Consider the following 17,855-nt stretch of genomic DNA (forward strand, 5'->3'; position numbering starts at 1 on the left):
GCTACGCTCGGCGGGCTGAGGTGGGAGCCGCCCCGCCTTGTCGGGAGCGCCGACGCGGGGCGGTGGGTCAGGGGCTACGTGATCACAGGCTGTCGACGACCGACTTCTTCATCGGTGCGGCGTCCGCCTCGGCCTTCGGCGCGTAGTCGACCCGGGTCCGGAAGTCCAAGGCGGTGACCACCTTGTCCTTCCGCCGGTACGCCTCCACCCAGCCCTGGACCTTGACCTCGAGGCCGTTCTTGTCCTTCGTGGTGGAGGTATAGCTGATCGCGACGCACTCCTCCAGGACGTCCTTGGGGCACGGGAGATTCCGTACGCTGCCGAGCTTGGCGATCTCGTTCTCCGTCTCGCCCTCGACGATCGCGACCAGGTACGCCTGCGCCGTCACGTTCTCCTTCTGCCGGACCCAGAAGAACGCCCGCGCCTCACCGTTCGGCGCGTACGTCACCAGTTCCTTGCCGCGCTTCTCCGCCTCCAGCACACTCCAGCCCTGCACCGGTACGACGGACACGCCGTACCCGACCTGGACTGCATTAGCCGGCGGGGTGTACGACGTGGTCGGCGTACTCGCGGTCGGCGTCGGACTCGGCGACGGAGTGGGAGTCTGGCCTCCGGTGTCGTCGCCACCACCCGACAGCAGGACGAGCGCGACCGCGACCAGGGCAACCACAACCAGGCCGGCGCCGATCGGGAGCAGGATCGGCGGGATCCGCGGCTTCTTCTTCTGCGGCGGCGGCCGGCGCAGCGACGGCGGCCCAACGTTGTCGCCCCACGGCGAGCTCGTCTCCTGCGCCGGACCGTCGCTGCCGCTGTTGGTCCACGGGGAGGGCGGAGGTGGTACTTCGAGGTTCCACGGGGACGGCGGCAGCTCCGGTTCGGCCGGAGCCGCCGCGTCCTCGTCCTGGTCCTTGTTGACCCAGGGGTTGCCGCTGGAACCCTTGTCGCGCTTACCAGTCACTGACTCTTGACCACCGACTGCAGCATCGAGGTGGTCGCCGTCTGCACGGCGGCCGCCTTGTCCTGACGCCCGTACACCCGGATCATCGTGATCACGCCGTCCTCGCGCTCGATCACGCCGACGAACCCGATCACCGGCAGGCTCCCGTTCTGCGTGGTCGCCACGCCGGAGTAGCTCTGGGTGGTGACGACCTTGACCGGCGTGTTGTCGTCCTCGCCCGGCTTGGTCACCTTCTCGTCGTTCGTCTTGACCGACGACAGGCCCTTGGTCTCCAGCTTCAGCAGCTCGGGCAGCAGGGTCGAGGTGTTCTCGCCCTCCTCGGCCTTCCACGCGTTCACCATGAAGTACGCCTCGCCCTGCTTGAGCAGGTAGACGCCGGTGAACTTCTCCAGGCTCTTGCGGACGTACCCAGGCGCAGGCTTCACGTAGACGCCCTGGGCGACCTCGATGCCCTCGTCGACGTTGGTCGGCTCGGTGCTCTGGCTGTTGGTCGGGGTCGGGGTCGGGCTCGGATCGGCCTTCTTGTCGTCGCCGCCGAAGATCAGCGCCAGGACGATGCCGATCACCACGACGATGGCGAGTCCGCCGCCAGCCAGGAGCACGATCTTGTTGCCGCCCTTGCCGCGCGGCGACTGACCGCCGTACTGGCCCCACTGCTGCTGACCGCCGTACTGCTGTTGCTGGCCCGGGTACCCCTGCTGCTGCGGGTAGCCCGGCTGCTGCTGACCCGGGTACTGCTGCTGGCCTGGGTACTGCGGCTGCTGCGGCTGCTGCTGGCCTGGGTAGGGCGGCTGACCTCCCTGGTACGGCGGCTGGCCGTAGCCCGGAGGCGCCTGCGGCGGACGCTGCTGCCCGTACCCCGGCGGAGCCTGAGGCGGCTGCTGGCCATACCCCGGCTGGCCTTGCGGCGGCTGGCCTTGCGGCGGCTGCTGGCCGTAGCCCGGCTGGCCGCCGTACGGCTGCTGCGGCGCCTGGCCACCCTGTCCTGATCCGTAGGGCGGTTGCTGGTTGCTCATGCCTGCGTCTCCCCGGTCGTCGCGTCGTAGCCAGTGGCAGCAGCCGGTACCGCCGTACCTCTGGCGGACTTCGGCACGGATCGCACCGAGTTGCCACAGGCGGAGCAGAAGTCGGAGTGCGGCAGCAGCGGCATCTCGCAGCGCGAGCAGAAGGCCTGGTCACCGGACGCGTGGTTCGAACCGCCTCGCGCGGCCGCTTCCAGGGCTGCCTCGAGGAGACCCTTGTGCAGCACCGTGCGGACCCGGATGATCAGCGCGCCGAGCAGTAGCAGACCCCAGACCACGCCGAGGATCGAGCCGATGGTCGAGCCGTGCCCGCCGACGAACCCGAGCAGGTAGACACCGCCCTGGAACAGCGCGTTCACCGCCATCGCCTGGATCAGACCGGCCACCCAGCGTGGGGTGAACCCGTCGTAGCCCTCGCCCAGCCCGGAGAACTCCGCACCCGCGAGTCCGGTCGCCGAGCCGTAGACCAGCGGCTTGATGAACCCGTGCAGCACGACCACCGAGATCCAGGTGCCGACGCTGCTGCCCGGACCGGCGAAGCCGCCGCTGATCCAGCCCCAGAACAGCACCAGGGTCTCGAAGCACGCGTAGCCGACACCGGCCACCACGCCGAAGGTGAAGCCGTCCATCAGGTCGTCGTACCGCGGCCGCGAGGCCAGGATGAGCGGGCCGACCTGCCGGATCAGCTCCGACACCACCGGCACGAGCAGGAGCAGGAGCAGCAGGTCCCGGCCGGCCGGGCTGCCGTCGTTGCCGCCGAAGGTGCTCGTCGACAGCTGGATCTTGTCCGACCACAGCCAGGTGAACACCGCGGCCAGTACGCCGGTCAGCACGAAGGCCGCGGCGACCACCGGGATCGGCTCGTCCTCCCAGAGGTTCACGTCGTACAGGTAGAGGATGTAGACGATCGGGATGGAGAAGGCGGCCACCATGATCGCCACCGGCAACGCGCCGAGGGCCGCCGTCACGACGGTCAGCAGCAGCGCGATCCCCAGGGCGACCTTGTACGTGTAGGGCTGCCTACCCGAGCCCTGCGGCATGATCGTCGAGACCAGCCGGAACGACGCCACCGGCTCATCCGGCCTGGCGGCGTACGCCTTCTTCCGCTCGGCGTCCCCGGAGCGCACGTCGTTGCCACAGTGGTGGCAGAAGTGCGACACCTCGGGGACGTCTGAGTTGCAGCGCGGACAGACCACGCCATCCTCCCAACCTCGGACGTCCTGGCCGGCGCGGGGCGCGCCGGCCGGGGTGGCGACCCAGTCACCTGGGCCGGACCGGGACAGATTCTCGTACAGCCCGCCCGGGATTCATCATTTACCGCGCAGGGGTCACCTTTTCGTGTCCTGACCGTGCCCTGCACGCTTCTGGAGCGTGGCCCATATCTCGTCCACGCGGCGATCCAGGTCTGCCAGCGAGCCGGAGTTGTCCACCACCAGCCCTGCCACCGCGAGCCGATCCTCCCGCGACGCCTGGCTCGCGATCCGCTGTTTCGCTTCCGCCTCAGTCATCCCGCGCTGCGCGGTGAGCCGCTCGAGCTGTACGTCAACCGGCACATCGACCACCAGTACGACGTCGAACCGGTCCGCCTGACCGGTCTCGACCAGCAGCGGGATGTCGTGCACCACGACCGCGTCGGCCGGTGCCGCCGCCTCGAGCTCGGTCGCCCGGGCCCGGACCCGCGGGTGAATGATCGCCTCCAGCTTCCGCCGGGCAGCCTCGTCGCCGAACACGATCCGGCCGACCGCCGGCCGGTCCAGCTCCCCGTCAGGCGTCAGTACGTCGTCCCCGAACGCCTTCACCACCTCGGCAAGCCCGTCGGTCCCCGCCGCGACGACCTCCCGCGCCAGTACGTCGGAGTCGATCACCAGCGCACCCCGCGCCGCCAACCGCGCCGACACCGCACTCTTCCCGGACCCAATCCCCCCGGTCAGTCCCACTCTCAGCACCCCAGCACCCTACCCACCCCACCCCAGCCCGGCTCCGCCGGTCAGCGAGCGGATCTGGGGAGCGCTACGCGGCGAACGACCGGCTCCTGGTGACCTTGTGCACACCCGGCACGAGAGCCACATTTGGTGGGTTCACCTACCAAATGGGGGGTTTGCCCACCGGATGCGGGCGGTGAACCCACAAGGTGGTGGGTGAACCCACCAAATGGCTCGGCGCGGGGCGAGGGGGGCCGGACGTGCGAGACCCCCGCATCCAGTACGGGGATGCGGGGGTCTCGAGCGTTACGGAACAGCTCAGCCCTGGCCGGTCAGCTTCTCGCGGAGAGCCTGCAGCGCCTCGTCGGAAGCGAGCGCGCCCTCGACGGGAGCGTCGTCCTTCGGAGCCGCGGCCGAGGAGTACGTCGACGCCTCGCCGGCCTCGACGTCCGCCGTCTTGGCGTCCTCGATCTGCTTCTTGTGGGCCTCCCAGCGCGCGTGGGCCTCGGCGTACTGCCGCTCCCACTCCTCACGCTGCTTGTCGAAGCCCTCGAGCCACTCGCCGGTCTCCGGGTCGAAGCCCTCGGGGTAGACGTAGTTGCCCTGCTCGTCGTACGTCGCGGCCATGCCGTACAGCGTCGGGTCGAAGTCGTCCGAGACCGGGTCGACACCCTCGTTGGCCTGCTTCAGCGACAGCGAGATCCGGCGCCGCTCCAGGTCGATGTCGATGATCTTGACCATGACGTCGTCGTTGACCTGGACGACCTGCTCCGGGATCTCGACGTGCCGCTCGGCCAGCTCGGAGATGTGCACCAGACCCTCGATGCCCTCCTCCACCCGGACGAACGCACCGAACGGAACCAGCTTGGTGACCTTGCCGGGCACGATCTGACCCATCTGGTGGGTCCGGGCGAACTGCTGCCACGGGTCTTCCTGGGTCGCCTTCAGCGACAGCGAGACTCGCTCGCGGTCCATGTCGACGTCCAGCACCTCGACGGTGACCTCCTGGCCGACCTCGACCACCTCGGTCGGGTGGTCGATGTGCTTCCAGGACAGCTCCGACACGTGCACCAGACCGTCGACGCCGCCGAGGTCCACGAACGCACCGAAGTTGACGATCGAGGAGACGACACCCTTGCGGATCTGGCCCTTCTGCAGCTGGGTGAGGAAGTTCATCCGCACCTCGGACTGCGTCTGCTCCAGCCACGCCCGGCGGGACAGGACCACGTTGTTGCGGTTCTTGTCCAGCTCGATGATCTTGGCCTCGATCTCCTGGCCGACGTACGGCTGGAGGTCGCGGACCCGGCGCATCTCGACGAGCGAGGCCGGCAGGAAGCCGCGGAGGCCGATGTCGAGGATGAGACCACCCTTGACGACCTCGATGACGGTGCCGGTGACGACGCCGTCCTCTTCCTTGATCTTCTCGATGGTGCCCCAGGCCTTCTCGTACTGGGCGCGCTTCTTCGAGAGGATCAGACGGCCTTCCTTGTCCTCCTTCTGGAGAACGAGGGCCTCGACGTGGTCGCCGACGTTGACGACCTCGTTCGGGTCGACGTCGTGCTTGATCGACAGCTCGCGGGAGGGGATGACGCCTTCGGTCTTGTAGCCGATGTCGAGCAGGACCTCGTCCCGGTCGACCTTGACGATGGTGCCCTCGACGATGTCGCCGTCGTTGAAGTACTTGATGGTCTGATCGATCGCCGCGAGGAAGTCTTCCTCCGACCCGATGTCATTGACCGCTACCTGCGGGGTGTTGCGCACTGCGGGGTCGAGAGGTGCCTCGATGCTGGCCGTCATGTGGTGGGTTGCTCCGTGGACTGGTGGTGTCGTGCGGTCGCGTCATGAACCGTTGGATCGCACCAAACCGCTGGATTGCCTGAAGAGGACAGATTCACCACCGACTGCTGCGAGCACGAGCCTGCTCCGTCCGAGGTCGCGCGGGCCCATAGCGCATCTCACAGGATACGGGTATCGACGAAGGCAGAGCAACCCGGGGCACCCGGCCCTACCGGCTGCCCGCCGAGTGCTTTCCCGACGTGCCATCTGATCTCAATGTACGACGTCCAGCTTGGGTCGTCCTGCTGCGAGGGTCCCGGTGTCCGCCATTCGAGAGACCACCGAGTGCGCCTCCGCCGCGACCTCGTGCTCGGTCCACCTCGCGGCCAAGTCCAGCAGTGCCCACAGATCCGCCGCCCGCCCGAGTTCCACCAGCGGCTCCCCGAGGTCCAGCCCACTCCCCCGTACGACGCTCAGCACGGCGCCGGCGAGCACCGGATCCTGGCAGAACCGGAAAAGGTTTCCCAGGTCCGAGTACGGCGACCCGGCATGGGCGAACTCCCAGTCGATCAGCCCGGTGATCCGCGCGGTCGCCGGGTCCACCAGCAAGTTCTTCGGATTGAAGTCGCTGTGCACCAGGCAGACCCGGTCGGTGCCTCCCGCCAGGTCGTCCTCGGCGCTCGCGATCACCTCGAGGAGGCTCCCCGCTTGTCCCGGACCGAACCCGAGATCCGGGATCAGGCTCTCGAAGAAGTCTCCCAGCTCACCGAGCCCGAACGGCTCGATCGTCAGCTCGCTGCCGCGGAACATCCCGGACGTGAGAAACGGCATCCCGCTCAGCCGCACCAACAGCTCACCGAGCTGCGCCCCGACCTTCCGTCGCTCGTCCTCCCCCGCGGTGTCCAAGAACACCTGCAGATTGATCCCGGGCAGCCGCTCGGTCAGCAAGTACGGCGGATCCTCCACCGACCCGTCGCGCTTCAGATCTAGAATCCGTGGCACCGGCAACAGCCCATGCACCAACCGCAGCAACGCCGCATCCACCGCGGCCCGCTCCGGATCCTTCACATACATCTTCAGTACGGCGTCCTCGCCGCCGGCGCTGACCGCATACGTCTGACCGCCGTACCCGCCGCTCAAGGGGACCGCACTGGCGAAATCGCTCATCCGTAGAGTGTGCGCCATGACAGGGCCGGTGCGGGTGGAGCTGACCGAAGCTCAGTCGTCACGAGCCAGCCGGACTTACTGGGATTCGGCAGCCGGCGAGTACCTCGCGGAGCATGGTGAGTTTCTCGGGGACGACCGGTTCATCTGGTGCCCTGAGGGTGTCGACGAGGAGCACGCCCAGCTGCTCGGGCCGGTCCGAGGTAGACGCGTCCTCGAGGTCGGGTGTGGCGCGGCGCAATGCGCGCGCTGGCTGACCAAGCAGGGCGCGAACGTGGTTGCCTTTGACATCTCGGTCGAGCAGCTCCGGCTCGCACGACAGCTCGATGCCCGGACCGGCACCTCCGTTCGGACCGTCGCGGCGGATGCGACAGCGTTGCCGTACAAGAACGCCACCTTCGACATCGTCTGCTCGGCGTTCGGCGCGCTGCCGTTCGTGGCCGACGCCGGGGTCGCTCTCGGCGAGATCGGCCGGACATTGAAGCCGGGCGGGCTGCTCGTCTTCTCGGTGACGCACCCGATCCGCTGGGCCCTGCCGGACGACCCGACCCCGGCCGGCCTGCGGATCACGCACTCGTACTTCGACCGGACGCCGTACGTCGAAGTGGACGACGCCGGTACGCCGGTCTACGTCGAGCACCACCGCACCACCGGCGACTGGATCCGCGAACTCACCAGCGCCGGCTTCGTCATCGACGACCTGCTCGAGCCGGAGTGGCCGGCCGGACACGACCTCGTCTGGGGCGGGTGGGGACCCGCCCGCGGCCGCCTAGTCCCCGGCACCGCCATCTGGTCTGCGCACAAGGCTTGACCGCACCGCGACGAACGCGAGCAGGAGCAGGCCGAGGATCAGCGAGACCAGCGGAATCCAGAAGCCGATCAGGTTCAGCTGCGCCGCCTTCGACTGGTAGCCGCCCTCGGCGACGCCGTTCACGGTCGCGCCCTTGACGTTCTTGGTCACGGTCGCGTCGTCGTACTCGATGGTGACCTGAGTCGCCGTCAGCTTGTCCTCGCCGTCGTACGCGATGGTGGCGAGCTGCTGTTCCTTGCCCTTGATGATGGCGCCGGTGACCGGCTCGACCCACAGCGTCCGGGTGTTCTTGTAGGTGCGCTGCACCTCGACCGAGTCACGGCCGGGCTCGTTGATCACGCTGCCCGGCACGATCAGCGGCTTCGCCAGCGGCACGTCCTGCTTGGGCACCTCCTGCTCGAACACGTACACCTTGAGCCCTTGCAGCGTGGCCTCTTCCTTGAACTGGATCGGGAACGCCTTGCGCAGGGTGGTGTCCCAGAAGTCGTAGGTCTTCTTCTCGGTGCCGAACGGGAACTTCAGCACCAGACCCTCGTGTCCCTTGAAGAGCGGGCTGGTCTGATCGGGCTTGAGCCGGTCCGCCTTCTCCAGCGTGGTGGCGATGTACTCGCCGCTGTTGTCGTCGCCGGACGGATTCCAGCGCACCGCCTCGCCGGTGTGTGCGTCGAGTACGACGCGTTCCTGTACGAAGCTCAGCGGCAGTTCGGCGGTCAGCGTCGAGTCCTTGGGGAACTGGTAGTTCTTCGAGTCGTCGGTCACCACCGCGGTGTCGAACACGACGACCTTGCGATTCAGCGCCTTGCTGATCTTCTCTGCCGCCACCACATCGCCGCGGACGGTCCGGCGTGCTTCGAGCTCGACGCCGCCCTTCTCCTTCAGCTCCGCGATGCTGAAGATGGTGGCGTCCTTGCCGGTCGACACCGTGTGCGCTTTCTGGTCCGCGGGCGCCACCGCCAGCGCCGGATACGCGTAGAACCTGGCCAGCGCCGCGACAGCGACGAAGAACACCCCGAGCCCGATCACGAGCACGCGACTACGAGTCCCCACAACATCCCCTCCCGGTCTGTCCGCGGGACGCTACCAGCGGGTAGCCACCTTGAACAGACGAGGAGAACAACAAATTCGCGCTGGCATATAGTCGCGCCACATGAGGGGGAACTCAGGACTGCCAGCGACACCGGATTCATCGGTGCTCCGGGCGGTCGTGGTGGCGATCGCTGTCGTCCAGTCGACCGTTCTCGGGCTGCTCGCGCGGCGTGGTTCGTGGCTCAGCGACGACCTCGACTTCCTGGTCCAGGGCGCTCGCGGGTTCGCGCCGGCGGAGCTGCTGACGCCGGTGAACGACCACATCGCGCCAGGTCTGCGCTTCGTGTACGCCGGGTTCGTCTGGATCGCGCCGTTCAATCACGACGCCACGGTCGCGTGGCGGATGCTGATGCAGGCCGCGGCCATCACACTGATGGGACTGTTGCTCCTCCGCCTGCTCGGCTCGAACTGGTGGGTGGTCGCCGGCACGCTGTTCTACGCGATCACGCCGCTGAGCATGCCGTCGTTCATGTCGCTGTCGAGCGGCGTGAACAACCTGTGCGCGCACGTCTTCGGCCTGCTGTTGCTGCACGCAACCATCGACTGGTACGACGGCCGCCGTCGCCGAGCAGTTGCCTACGGCCCACTCTCGCTGCTCATCTCCTTGGCCTGCTGGGAGAAGTCGGCTTTGATCGTGGTGACGGTCGTTGCACTGGCTCTCTATCTGCGAGATCGGCCGATCCGCTATTGGATCCAGTACTTCGTTGCCTTGGCTGTCGGTGTAGTTGTCTTCGGCATCCTCTACTTCGTGTACGGCAACCCGTCGCAGGGTCACCTGCCTGGACCTCGTCAGCTGTTCACGGCCCTGGCTCGCGGCTTCGCCGTACCAATCGGTGCGCTCGTGGGTGGGCCGTGGCGGTGGCAGAACTTCACCATCATGGGCACGGCGGCGGCACCGGCCGCGGCGGTCATCCTCGGCGGTCTCGTGTTTGCGCTGATCATTGCGATCGCGTGGCGGCGGGAGCGGCGGGCCTTGCTGCTGTGGGGTTCGGTCCTGGTCTATGTCGTGGTGACGGTCGTCCTGGTGGCGTACGGGCGATTCACGTTGTTCGGTGATCTCTTCACCTCGCATTACCACTATTGGTCCGATCTCTCGGTGCCGTTGACGTTGGCCGTCGTACTGTCGCTTCGCACGGTGCGGATGCGATGGGCCGTCGTACCGATGGCAGCGCTGTGCTGTCTGGTGGCCGTGTCGGATGCCGGGTTTGCCCGGACTTGGGCGAAGAACCCGGCCAAGGAGTACTTCGCGACGGTCACCGCTGAGCTCGAGCAAGCCGGGCCGAACGTCAATCTGTGGGACACGGCGATGCCGCAGCCGATCGTGAACGCGCTGACGAACGACCTCAGACTCTCGCCGGTACTGCGGATGGCGCACATCCCGTTCCGGTTGCAGGAACCGGGCAGCGAGCCGTTGATGGTCGACGAGCAAGGACACCTCCGGCCGGCTCAACTGGCGGTGTGGTCGCGCGGCGAGCCGCCGTCCAGGACCAACCCGTTCTGCAATCTGCTCCTGCATGGGACCGAGCCATTGACGGCGCGGCTCAAGTCGACCCAGCCGGAGGTGGCGACCGCGAACTGGTTCGTCAAGGCCGCGTACTTCTCCAACCGGCAGAACCGGGTGTCGATCGAGTTGGCCGATGACGACGGGAACGTCGCCGCGCTGCCGGCGGCCGACTGGCCCGCTGGAGTCGGCAGCATGTACTTCGGCCCGTCGCAGCGGATCAAAGCCACCCAGCTTCGGCTACGCTCCTCCGATCCCGCGACGAACCTGTGCGTGGAGAACTTCGACATCGGACTGCCAAGGGTGAACGGATGACACGGACGAGATTCCCGGCGCTCGACGGGTTGCGGGCGATCGGCGCGCTCGCCGTGCTGACGACGCATGCCGGGTTTCACAGCGGCGCCTCGTTGAACGGCCCTTTCGCCGGCGTGCTGTCCAGGCTCGACGTCGGCGTGGCGATCTTCTTCGCGATCTCCGGCTTCCTGCTGTACCGGCCCCATGTGGTCGCGTGGTTCGACGGCACCCTGCCTCCACTGACGTTGCCGTACCTGCGCAACCGTGCGCTGCGGATCCTGCCGGCGTTGTGGGTCGCCGTACTGCTGGCTGTGCTGTTGGTCCCGCACAAGGCTGAGGTGAGCTGGGCGACCTACCTGCAACACGCGACCCTTACCCAGATCTACTTCGGTGGGCTGGCTGCGGACGGGCTCACGCAGCTGTGGAGTCTGGCGACGGAGGTCGCGTTCTACCTGCTGCTGCCGTTCCTGGCGAAGCTTCTCACCGGCTATGACCGTCCGACTCGTCGCAGCGTGCGCTGGCGGCTCGCCGTACTGGGTGCGTTCACTCTGCTCGGGCCGGTGTGGATGGCAGGTGTCAACGCGACCGGGCACCCACAGGCGGGGCTCTGGCTTCCTGGGTACGTCGGCTGGTTCGCGGTCGGCATGGGGTTCGCGCTGTGGCAGGTGGCTCGCAGCAGCGGCCGGCTCGGGCCGTCCGCGCTCGACACCCTGACCAAGGTCCCCGCCACGGTGTGGGGTGTCGCCGTCGCGCTGCTGCTCATCGCGGCGAGCCCAGTGGCAGGCCCGTACAACCTGACTGCGGCCTCACCGGGCCAGGCGTTCGTCAAGAGCCTCCTGTACACCGGCATCGCCGCCTGCGTGCTCTTCCCGGCCCTGACTCCGACAGCCCGGATCACCAGAGTGCTCGGCGGCCGAGTCGCCCACGTCGCCGGCGACATCTCGTACGGCGTCTTCGCGTACCACCTGATCGTGTTGAGCCTGGTCGAGCGGATTGCCGGGTACGAGGTATTCACAGGGCAGTTCGCGCTGCTGTTCTTCCCGACGCTGGCGCTGTCAGGCGCTGTCGCCGCGGCGAGCTACTACGGGATGGAGCGGCCGATCATGCGGCTAGGCCGACGCGACCGGGACTACGACGTCTCGCCGGCCGACCGTGACAAGAGGGCCAGCGCACAGCCGAACAAGATCGATGCCTGGACCACTCCGGAAGTCAGCCCGGCTCCCCCGTCCGGCCAGGGCTGAACCACCGCGATCAGCGTTCCCACCGTCACCACCGCGGCAAGTACGGCTAGCAGCACGCGCGTCGACAGGAACCAAGCGCACACCGCAGCGACAGCCACTGCGGCAAAGCCGATCCAGCCGGACATGAACGTCCCTGCCGCCAGGCCGAGGCCCAACGCAACCCACGGCCCGACGCTGCGCCCTTCACGCAGGCGGTGCCTGGAGTGCCGCGACCTACGCCGGAAGAACACCGCTGCTGCGATCACGACCAGCAGACCGAGCAGTCCAACGAGCAGCCCGGCACGGTACATGCGGTCAGGCATGAAGCGCGCGGTGACCACCTGCTCCGGTCCAACCGGCAGTATCCAGCCCTGCTGCCAGCCATCGACGCGAATCGGCGTCAGCTTGCGCCCGCTGCTGTCGTACGCCTCCCAGCCCTCGTTGTAGTTCTGGGCGACAGTCAGGACCGACCGCTCGTCGGCAGCGGGCACCTCGACAGACAGCTCGGCTGGATTTGGCCGCCAGACGTCGACACCTTGCACTGGCGTCTGGGAGACGTTGCCGTAGCCCGCCTTGGTGAAGGTCGCTTCAACCGGTACGAACGCACCTGTGGACAGGACATCCAGGTTGTGGCGCCCGGCCTGCAGCGGCACGTTCTCACAGGTCGTGTAGGTGACCGGACGCCGCTGCAGCAGGTCCCCAATCGTCGCCTTCAGCTGTGTGTCAGCCGGTACGCCGTCAACGCGCACGCCCGGGCCATAGCCGCAGTACGCGCCCGTCTCGCTGTCCGGGTCGAGGGCCTTGCGCAGGTCGTCAGCACCGAGCACCCGCACCTCGGCGATACCAACCGGCGCTGTCTGCGCGTAGCCGGTCGCGGAGTCGAAGTCGACCAGCGGCTTGATGCCGGTGAAGGTCAGCTCGATCGTCCGTGCCTTCCGCACACCGAACCGGACATAGCCCTCAGCATCGACCATGCGACGGACTGGAGTGCCGCCGTCGAAGCTCAGAGCGACCTCGGCCGGCTGGGACGCGGCCAGGTACGGATCGGTGAGGAACTGCAGCCCGCTGAGCTTCCGTGCCTCGGGCAACTTCAGGGTCAGGGTTGGATGCAGATCGCTGGAACTCGCGACCCACCCGGTGCCCTGATCACGGTCGACCGCTGCGCCGGGCCGACCCTCCGGTGCGGTGATGGCGCGGGACGAGGCCGACGCCGTGATGGCACCGGGCACTGTCAGCATGCCTTCAAGCGCCGCACCGTCCTTGGGTAGCGCGGTCCCCTGCAGCTGGTACGACGCGGCCTGCGGCAGCTCCACACTTCGCAGGAGGCCGGTTGGCTCTTCGGAGTCCTTGGCGAAGACTTGCCTGCAGAGCGGACGGGTGCCGGCGTGCAGGCAGGCAGAGCGGCCGACCTGCTGGTTCCTGAACACCAGAGCACTTGGCTGACGATCCTCCGACGGCACCAGTAGCCGGCTGACCGGTCGCAGGCCGGGCAGAGTGATCTCCGCGATCGAGACACCGTTCGGGTTCTTGCCGTCCGTCACCCCGACGCTCAGCCGCAGCCGCTGCGTCTTTCCGGGTGGGGTCGGGATGTTCTGCGGATCGTTCGTACCCGCGACCACGCTGGTCAGCGAGCCTGCGTCCGTCTCCACCTGCAACGTGCGCACTGGCTCGGTGGTCGGCGCTGCCAGCGAGAACTGGACCTTCAGGCCGTCCACAGTCCGCGGCGACGCGAAGGTCAGCTCCAGCCATTCGCCACTGCTGCGTCCGAAGGTTCCCGAGATCCAGCGACTCGACGGATCGCCATCTACAGCTGCTGCCGGCCCGTTGCCAGGCCCGGTCCGCAGGGTGGCGTTCGCGTCCGAGGCCGACGACGACGCCCGTACGTCGACAACGCCGCCACTCCAGGTCCGCGTCGTACTGGACCCGTCGACGTCGTACCCGAGGGTGCGGCGGCCTTGACGTCCGGCTTCGGTTGCGGTCAGCACGGGCGAGTAGTTCTCGGCTGGGCGGCCGACCGACACCTCGCGGCGTTGCGTGCCGTCCGTCTGGATCAGCGGCAGTCCAGTGAGTCGCCCTGCGACGTCAGAGCTGGTCACGGCCTCGCGGTCGCCGCCAAGGGCGGTCAGAGCGGCCGGCACGTCTTCAGCCGCGCCCCGGACTTCCATGAGCTTCGACTGCGGGATCAGCCGGCCCGCGCTCGTGTCGCCGACGTCGTAGATCTCCACGCTCGGATAGGGCAAGCGGGTGTGGCCGTCGAGGGTGACTCCCGGCTGCTCGATGGTGCTGCCGGTGCTCGGGCCGAAGTACGCGACTCGCTCGATACCTGACTCGGCCAGGCTCTCGTGGACTGCCAGAGTCGGAGTCACCTGTGCGTCGTACCGGAGGTCGTTGCGTACGACGACGTACCTGACTCCGGCACGGCTGAGTGCCTGCTGCAGAGTGCTGTCGCCGACGCCAGAGCCGAGGCGCCGCTCCACCTCGTCGAGCCACCGCGTCGTCCCAGCAGACCCCAGCGGTACGGCGTCCCGCACGGCCATCGGGCGCTTCAGGAGCGCCTGGAACGGCTCGTCCTTGGTGGAGCCCCAGGTGAAGTCAGCAAATGACGCAGCGGGTACGACGAGGACGCTGCCGCTGGTCGTCTGGCTGTCGAGCCAGGCCGCGGCTTCCAGCCAGTGCGAGGGGATGGCGTCGTACCCCTCATGCCTCGGCAGCTGACCGAAGATGGCCGGCGTTGCGACGGACACGACCAGGCAAGCAGCAAGGACGGGCACTACCCGGTGATGTAGCCCTCGGACTGTCGACCACACCCTAAGTCGGCTCAGTGCGTGGGCTGCGGCCAAGACCAGCGGTAGCCGTACGACGAGCTCGAACTTGTGGGTGTTGCGGAGCGCCGCAAGCGGTCCGTCGAGCAAGTCCTGCAGCTGCGGAGCCAGGGGTGAGCCGGCGGAACCTGCATGGCCGAGTGTCACCAGCAGCAGGCCAACGACTAGTGAGAGTCGCAGGAAGCCGCGGTGCTTCAGTGAGCCCATTGCCAAGCCTGCAAGGCCCAGCAGTGCGACCACGGCGGTGGTGAGGATCAGCATCGGCTGAGTCACATACAGCCAGCCGGCAGGCCAACTTGGCCCGTTGCCTCCGGAGAGGAAGTTCAGCCACTGCGACGTACCGCGGAACGACTCGAACACACTGGCCGAGCCGGTCGTGACCGCCGCATCCTCGATCCAATCAAGGAACGGCGGACTGTAGCGGCCGAGCAGCATGAGCGGGACGAGCCACCAGACCGACACAGCGGCCACACACCCGAGCCAGCCGACGGCCACCTTGAGAGTGGACCTGTCCAGCCGTCGGGTGATCAGCCAGAGCGCGGGCAGCACCAACGTCGCACCTGTCGCGACTGCGTTGACTCCACCGACCAGTGCGAAGGCGACTGCGGACCAGCCGACTCGCCACCAGCCTGAACGGGCGCGTGGTGTCACCAACGGCAACAGCACCCAAGGAGCCATCGCCATCGGCCACACCTCGATCGAGGTGATGGACACCTCGCCCAGCATGCGTGGGCTCAGTGCGTAGAGCAGCGCGGCGGCGAAGCGGGTCCAGGGCACTCCTAGGTCGAGGGCATTGCACAGCTTCCACACACCGAGGAAGGCGACGCAGAGCACGACCGACCACCACAGTCGTTGCGTCACCCAGTCCGGCACCGACAGGCTGTCCAGCAGCCAGTGGAACGGACCCATTGGCAGCAGGTAGCCGTACGCCTGGTTCTGCAGCTGGCCGAAGGCTCCCTGCGGGTCCCACAGGTGCATAGCGCGGGCGAGGAAGCCACCGGGCCCTGCGGTGAGGTCGAGCTTGGTGTCCGGCACGATCTTGCCGGGCGCCTGGTGGAAGCACAGGGCAATCAGGATGAGGCAGCCCAGCACGAGTCTTGCTCGCCAGACCACCTGCTCGGAACTTCCCGCCTTCAGTCTCCTCATCGGCGCCGCAGCACCAGGACGAGGTTCCAGGTCACGACCTCACGCAGGCCGGGCACGGCGAGTACGCCGTACGCCCAGCGCGGGTGATATCTCGGTACGGCGGCCACGAGATCCGCCTGCGTGCACTGACGAGCCCAGCGCAGCCCGCCGGCGACCGTGATCGGGAAGAGCGACTCGCCGAACCGATTCTTCGGCGGATGCGCTTGCCGTCGTTCGTAGCGGCGAGCGGCCCGGTGTCCGCCGAGGTAGTGCCAGGGCGCCGTCTCGTGGCCGCCGTGCGGTCCCCACCAGCCGGTGTACGACAGGAACACCGTGCCGCCTGGCCGGGTGACGCGGACCATCTCGTCGGCCATCAGCCAGGGGTCGGGCACGTGCTCCAACACGTTCGACGAGAGGCAGATGTCGACTGTGCTGTCAGCGACCGGAAGCGCCATACCGCTGCCGAGGACAGTGCCGGGTGCGGGTTCACCGCGACCACTCAGCTCACCCAGGTCGGAGTCGATCGCGTAGTACGTCGCACCGGCCTGCCGGAACGCGTCCGCGAAGTACCCCGGTCCACCACCGACGTCCAGCATCAGCTTGCCGTTGAGATCGACGTACTGCCTGAGGTGGCCGACCGAGTCCGCGGCCAGCGTGCCGTAGAAGCGATCAGGGTCGGTCTGCTCGACGCCGAACGCCCGGAACAGCCGGACGGCACGGCCGAAGTCGGCCGTCCACTCCGGGTGCGTTGTGGGGTTCGTCATCACTGGCACAGGCGGGACATTAACGGATCTCGTGAGGTCTGGCGGACATCGTTACTCCTTGGTAACGTCCCCGCCCATTACCTCGGGGGAGGTTACCGGAGGGGTGGGGCCATCAGTGCGTGCTCAGACCGTGCTGCTGTTGAACTGGCGGGACACGACAAACCCTGAGGGTGGGGGTTCGGAGCGGTACGTGGAGGAGGTAGCGAAAGGCCTTGCGGCATTGGGCTGGTCGGTGACCGTGCTGTGCGCGGCCTACCCAGGCAGTCCGCGCGAGTCGCGTCGTGACGACGTGCGATACATCTACCGCGGCACCAAGGTCACGGTGTACCTGCGTGGCCTACTGCACACGCTGCTGCAGCGACCGGACCACGTGGTGGACGTGCAGAACGGCCTCCCATTCTTTACCCGGCTCGTACGTCGTACTGGCGTCATCGTACTGGTGCATCACGTGCACCAAGAGCAGTGGCAGGTGGTGTACCCGGGCTGGCGCGGCCGGCTGGGCTGGTGGCTCGAGTCACGCGTCGCACCGCGCCTGTATGACGACTGCGCTTACGTGACGGTGTCGTCCGCCTCACGGGACGAGCTGACCGGACTGGGTGTCACTGACATCGAAGTGATCCACAACGGCACCGACCCGGCACCGCCACGGCAAACCCCGCAGGCGCCGGTCCCGACATTGGTGTGCGTGGGCAGGATCGTGCCGCACAAGCAGATCGAGCACGCCGTCGACGCGATCGCAGAGGCCCGCAAGGTGCTGCCGCACGCGCGACTGGTCGTTGTCGGATCAGGCTGGTGGGAGGACTCACTCCGCGCGTACGTCGAGGAACGCGGACTGCTGGATGCAGTGGAGTTTCGCGGGCATGTCAGTGAGGACGACAAGCACGCGGCGTACGACGAGGCGTGGGTGCTGGCCCTGCCCAGCCTGAAGGAGGGCTGGGGGCTTGTCGTCGGTGAGGCCGCGGGTCACGGCGTACCCACTGTGGCCTATCGGAGTGCAGGTGGTCCGACGGAGTCCGTGCGCGACGGGGTGTCCGGTGTGCTTGTGGACAGTCCTGGTGACTTCACCGCGGCGATCATCGAGCTGCTGCAGGACGGAGAGCTCCGGCAGCGGTTGTCCGACGGGGCAGCCGCCAGTGCGGGCACTTTCACCTGGTGTGCGACCGCACTGGCTTTCGATCGGCTGCTGACTACTTCACGCCGTACCCGACCACCGGAACATCAGCCTGTCCCTGGGTCTGTCCCTGCGGCGGCTTCGGGTCGTCCCGCACCGATTGAACGACCCCGACAACCGTGGTCGTAGCCACCGCCAGCCCAGCGAGTACTGCGATGGCCGCACCGATCAGTGATCCCATGAAGCGTGTCCCCTCCCGGATAAGTGAACCGAAGAGTA

General features: G+C 67.7%; 13 protein-coding genes and 1 pseudogene. 4 read left to right on the forward strand and 10 right to left on the reverse strand.

The genetic code is table 11. The features are described from left to right. Positions 1–82 precede the first annotated feature (82 nt). The 6 genes from EV646_RS03235 to EV646_RS03260 form a co-directional block, all read right to left on the reverse strand. Positions 83–958, reverse strand: a complete 876-nt coding sequence (locus tag EV646_RS03235; RefSeq protein WP_132143693.1) for a hypothetical protein — start codon at positions 956–958, stop codon at positions 83–85. Next, positions 955–1,974, reverse strand: a complete 1,020-nt coding sequence (locus EV646_RS39185; protein ID WP_199236762.1) for a hypothetical protein — start codon at positions 1,972–1,974, stop codon at positions 955–957. The genes EV646_RS03235 and EV646_RS39185 overlap by 4 nt, the downstream gene beginning before the upstream one ends. Then, positions 1,971–3,107 (reverse strand): PrsW family glutamic-type intramembrane protease, encoded by a 1,137-nt coding sequence (locus tag EV646_RS03245; protein ID WP_241995201.1) that lies wholly within the window; start codon positions 3,105–3,107, stop codon positions 1,971–1,973. Before EV646_RS03245 ends, EV646_RS39185 begins: the two co-directional genes overlap by 4 nt. 201 nt (positions 3,108–3,308) lie before the next feature. Continuing rightward, positions 3,309–3,923 (reverse strand): dephospho-CoA kinase, encoded by a 615-nt coding sequence (gene coaE, locus EV646_RS03250; protein ID WP_241995395.1) that lies wholly within the window; start codon positions 3,921–3,923, stop codon positions 3,309–3,311. A gap of 297 nt (positions 3,924–4,220) precedes the next feature. Beyond that, entirely contained in the window at positions 4,221–5,699 is a 1,479-nt protein-coding gene (gene rpsA, locus EV646_RS03255; RefSeq protein WP_132143699.1) for a 30S ribosomal protein S1, read from the reverse strand. A gap of 252 nt (positions 5,700–5,951) precedes the next feature. Next, the gene (locus EV646_RS03260) at positions 5,952–6,845 is read right to left on the reverse strand and encodes a phosphotransferase family protein (protein WP_132143701.1); all 894 of its coding nucleotides are present in this window, start codon (positions 6,843–6,845) and stop codon (positions 5,952–5,954) included. Between the two features lie 16 nt (positions 6,846–6,861). Between EV646_RS03260 and EV646_RS03265 the strand changes: the two genes are divergently transcribed. Continuing rightward, entirely contained in the window at positions 6,862–7,653 is a 792-nt protein-coding gene (locus EV646_RS03265; protein ID WP_132143703.1) for a class I SAM-dependent methyltransferase, read from the forward strand. On the opposite strand, the gene pgfA is transcribed toward EV646_RS03265, so the two are convergent. Continuing rightward, entirely contained in the window at positions 7,612–8,700 is a 1,089-nt protein-coding gene (gene pgfA / locus EV646_RS03270) for a cell envelope lipid trafficking protein PgfA (RefSeq protein WP_158290892.1), read from the reverse strand. The genes EV646_RS03265 and pgfA overlap by 42 nt on opposite strands. Positions 8,701–8,800: 100 nt before the next feature. Here pgfA and EV646_RS03275 point away from each other — a divergent pair, with 100 nt between their 5' ends. Together EV646_RS03275 and EV646_RS03280 are read left to right on the forward strand one after the other, a co-directional pair. Next, entirely contained in the window at positions 8,801–10,555 is a 1,755-nt protein-coding gene (locus tag EV646_RS03275; protein WP_132143705.1) for a hypothetical protein, read from the forward strand. After that, on the forward strand, positions 10,552–11,775 hold the full coding sequence (locus tag EV646_RS03280; protein WP_132143707.1) for an acyltransferase family protein: 1,224 nt from the start codon (positions 10,552–10,554) through the stop codon (positions 11,773–11,775). The genes EV646_RS03275 and EV646_RS03280 overlap by 4 nt, the downstream gene beginning before the upstream one ends. Here EV646_RS03280 and EV646_RS03285 read toward each other — a convergent pair. Next, positions 11,664–15,722, reverse strand: a complete 4,059-nt coding sequence (locus EV646_RS03285) for an alpha-(1->3)-arabinofuranosyltransferase (protein WP_241995203.1) — start codon at positions 15,720–15,722, stop codon at positions 11,664–11,666. The genes EV646_RS03280 and EV646_RS03285 overlap by 112 nt on opposite strands. Further along, positions 15,719–16,465 (reverse strand): class I SAM-dependent methyltransferase, encoded by a 747-nt coding sequence (locus EV646_RS40545; protein ID WP_132143709.1) that lies wholly within the window; start codon positions 16,463–16,465, stop codon positions 15,719–15,721. Before EV646_RS40545 ends, EV646_RS03285 begins: the two co-directional genes overlap by 4 nt. Before the next feature lie 130 nt (positions 16,466–16,595). Here EV646_RS40545 and EV646_RS03295 point away from each other — a divergent pair, with 130 nt between their 5' ends. After that, positions 16,596–17,765 carry a glycosyltransferase family 4 protein gene (locus tag EV646_RS03295; RefSeq protein ID WP_132144773.1) on the forward strand — a complete coding sequence of 390 codons (1,170 nt, stop codon included), beginning with the start codon at positions 16,596–16,598 and terminating at the stop codon, positions 17,763–17,765. Here EV646_RS03295 and EV646_RS39820 read toward each other — a convergent pair. Further along, positions 17,722–17,817, reverse strand: a pseudogene (locus tag EV646_RS39820) (DUF2613 family protein); the annotation flags it as partial. The gene EV646_RS03295 and the pseudogene EV646_RS39820 overlap by 44 nt on opposite strands. Positions 17,818–17,855 lie beyond the last annotated feature (38 nt).

The organism is Kribbella antiqua, from assembly GCF_004345665.1.
GTDB classification, from domain to species: Bacteria; Actinomycetota; Actinomycetes; order Propionibacteriales; family Kribbellaceae; genus Kribbella; species Kribbella antiqua.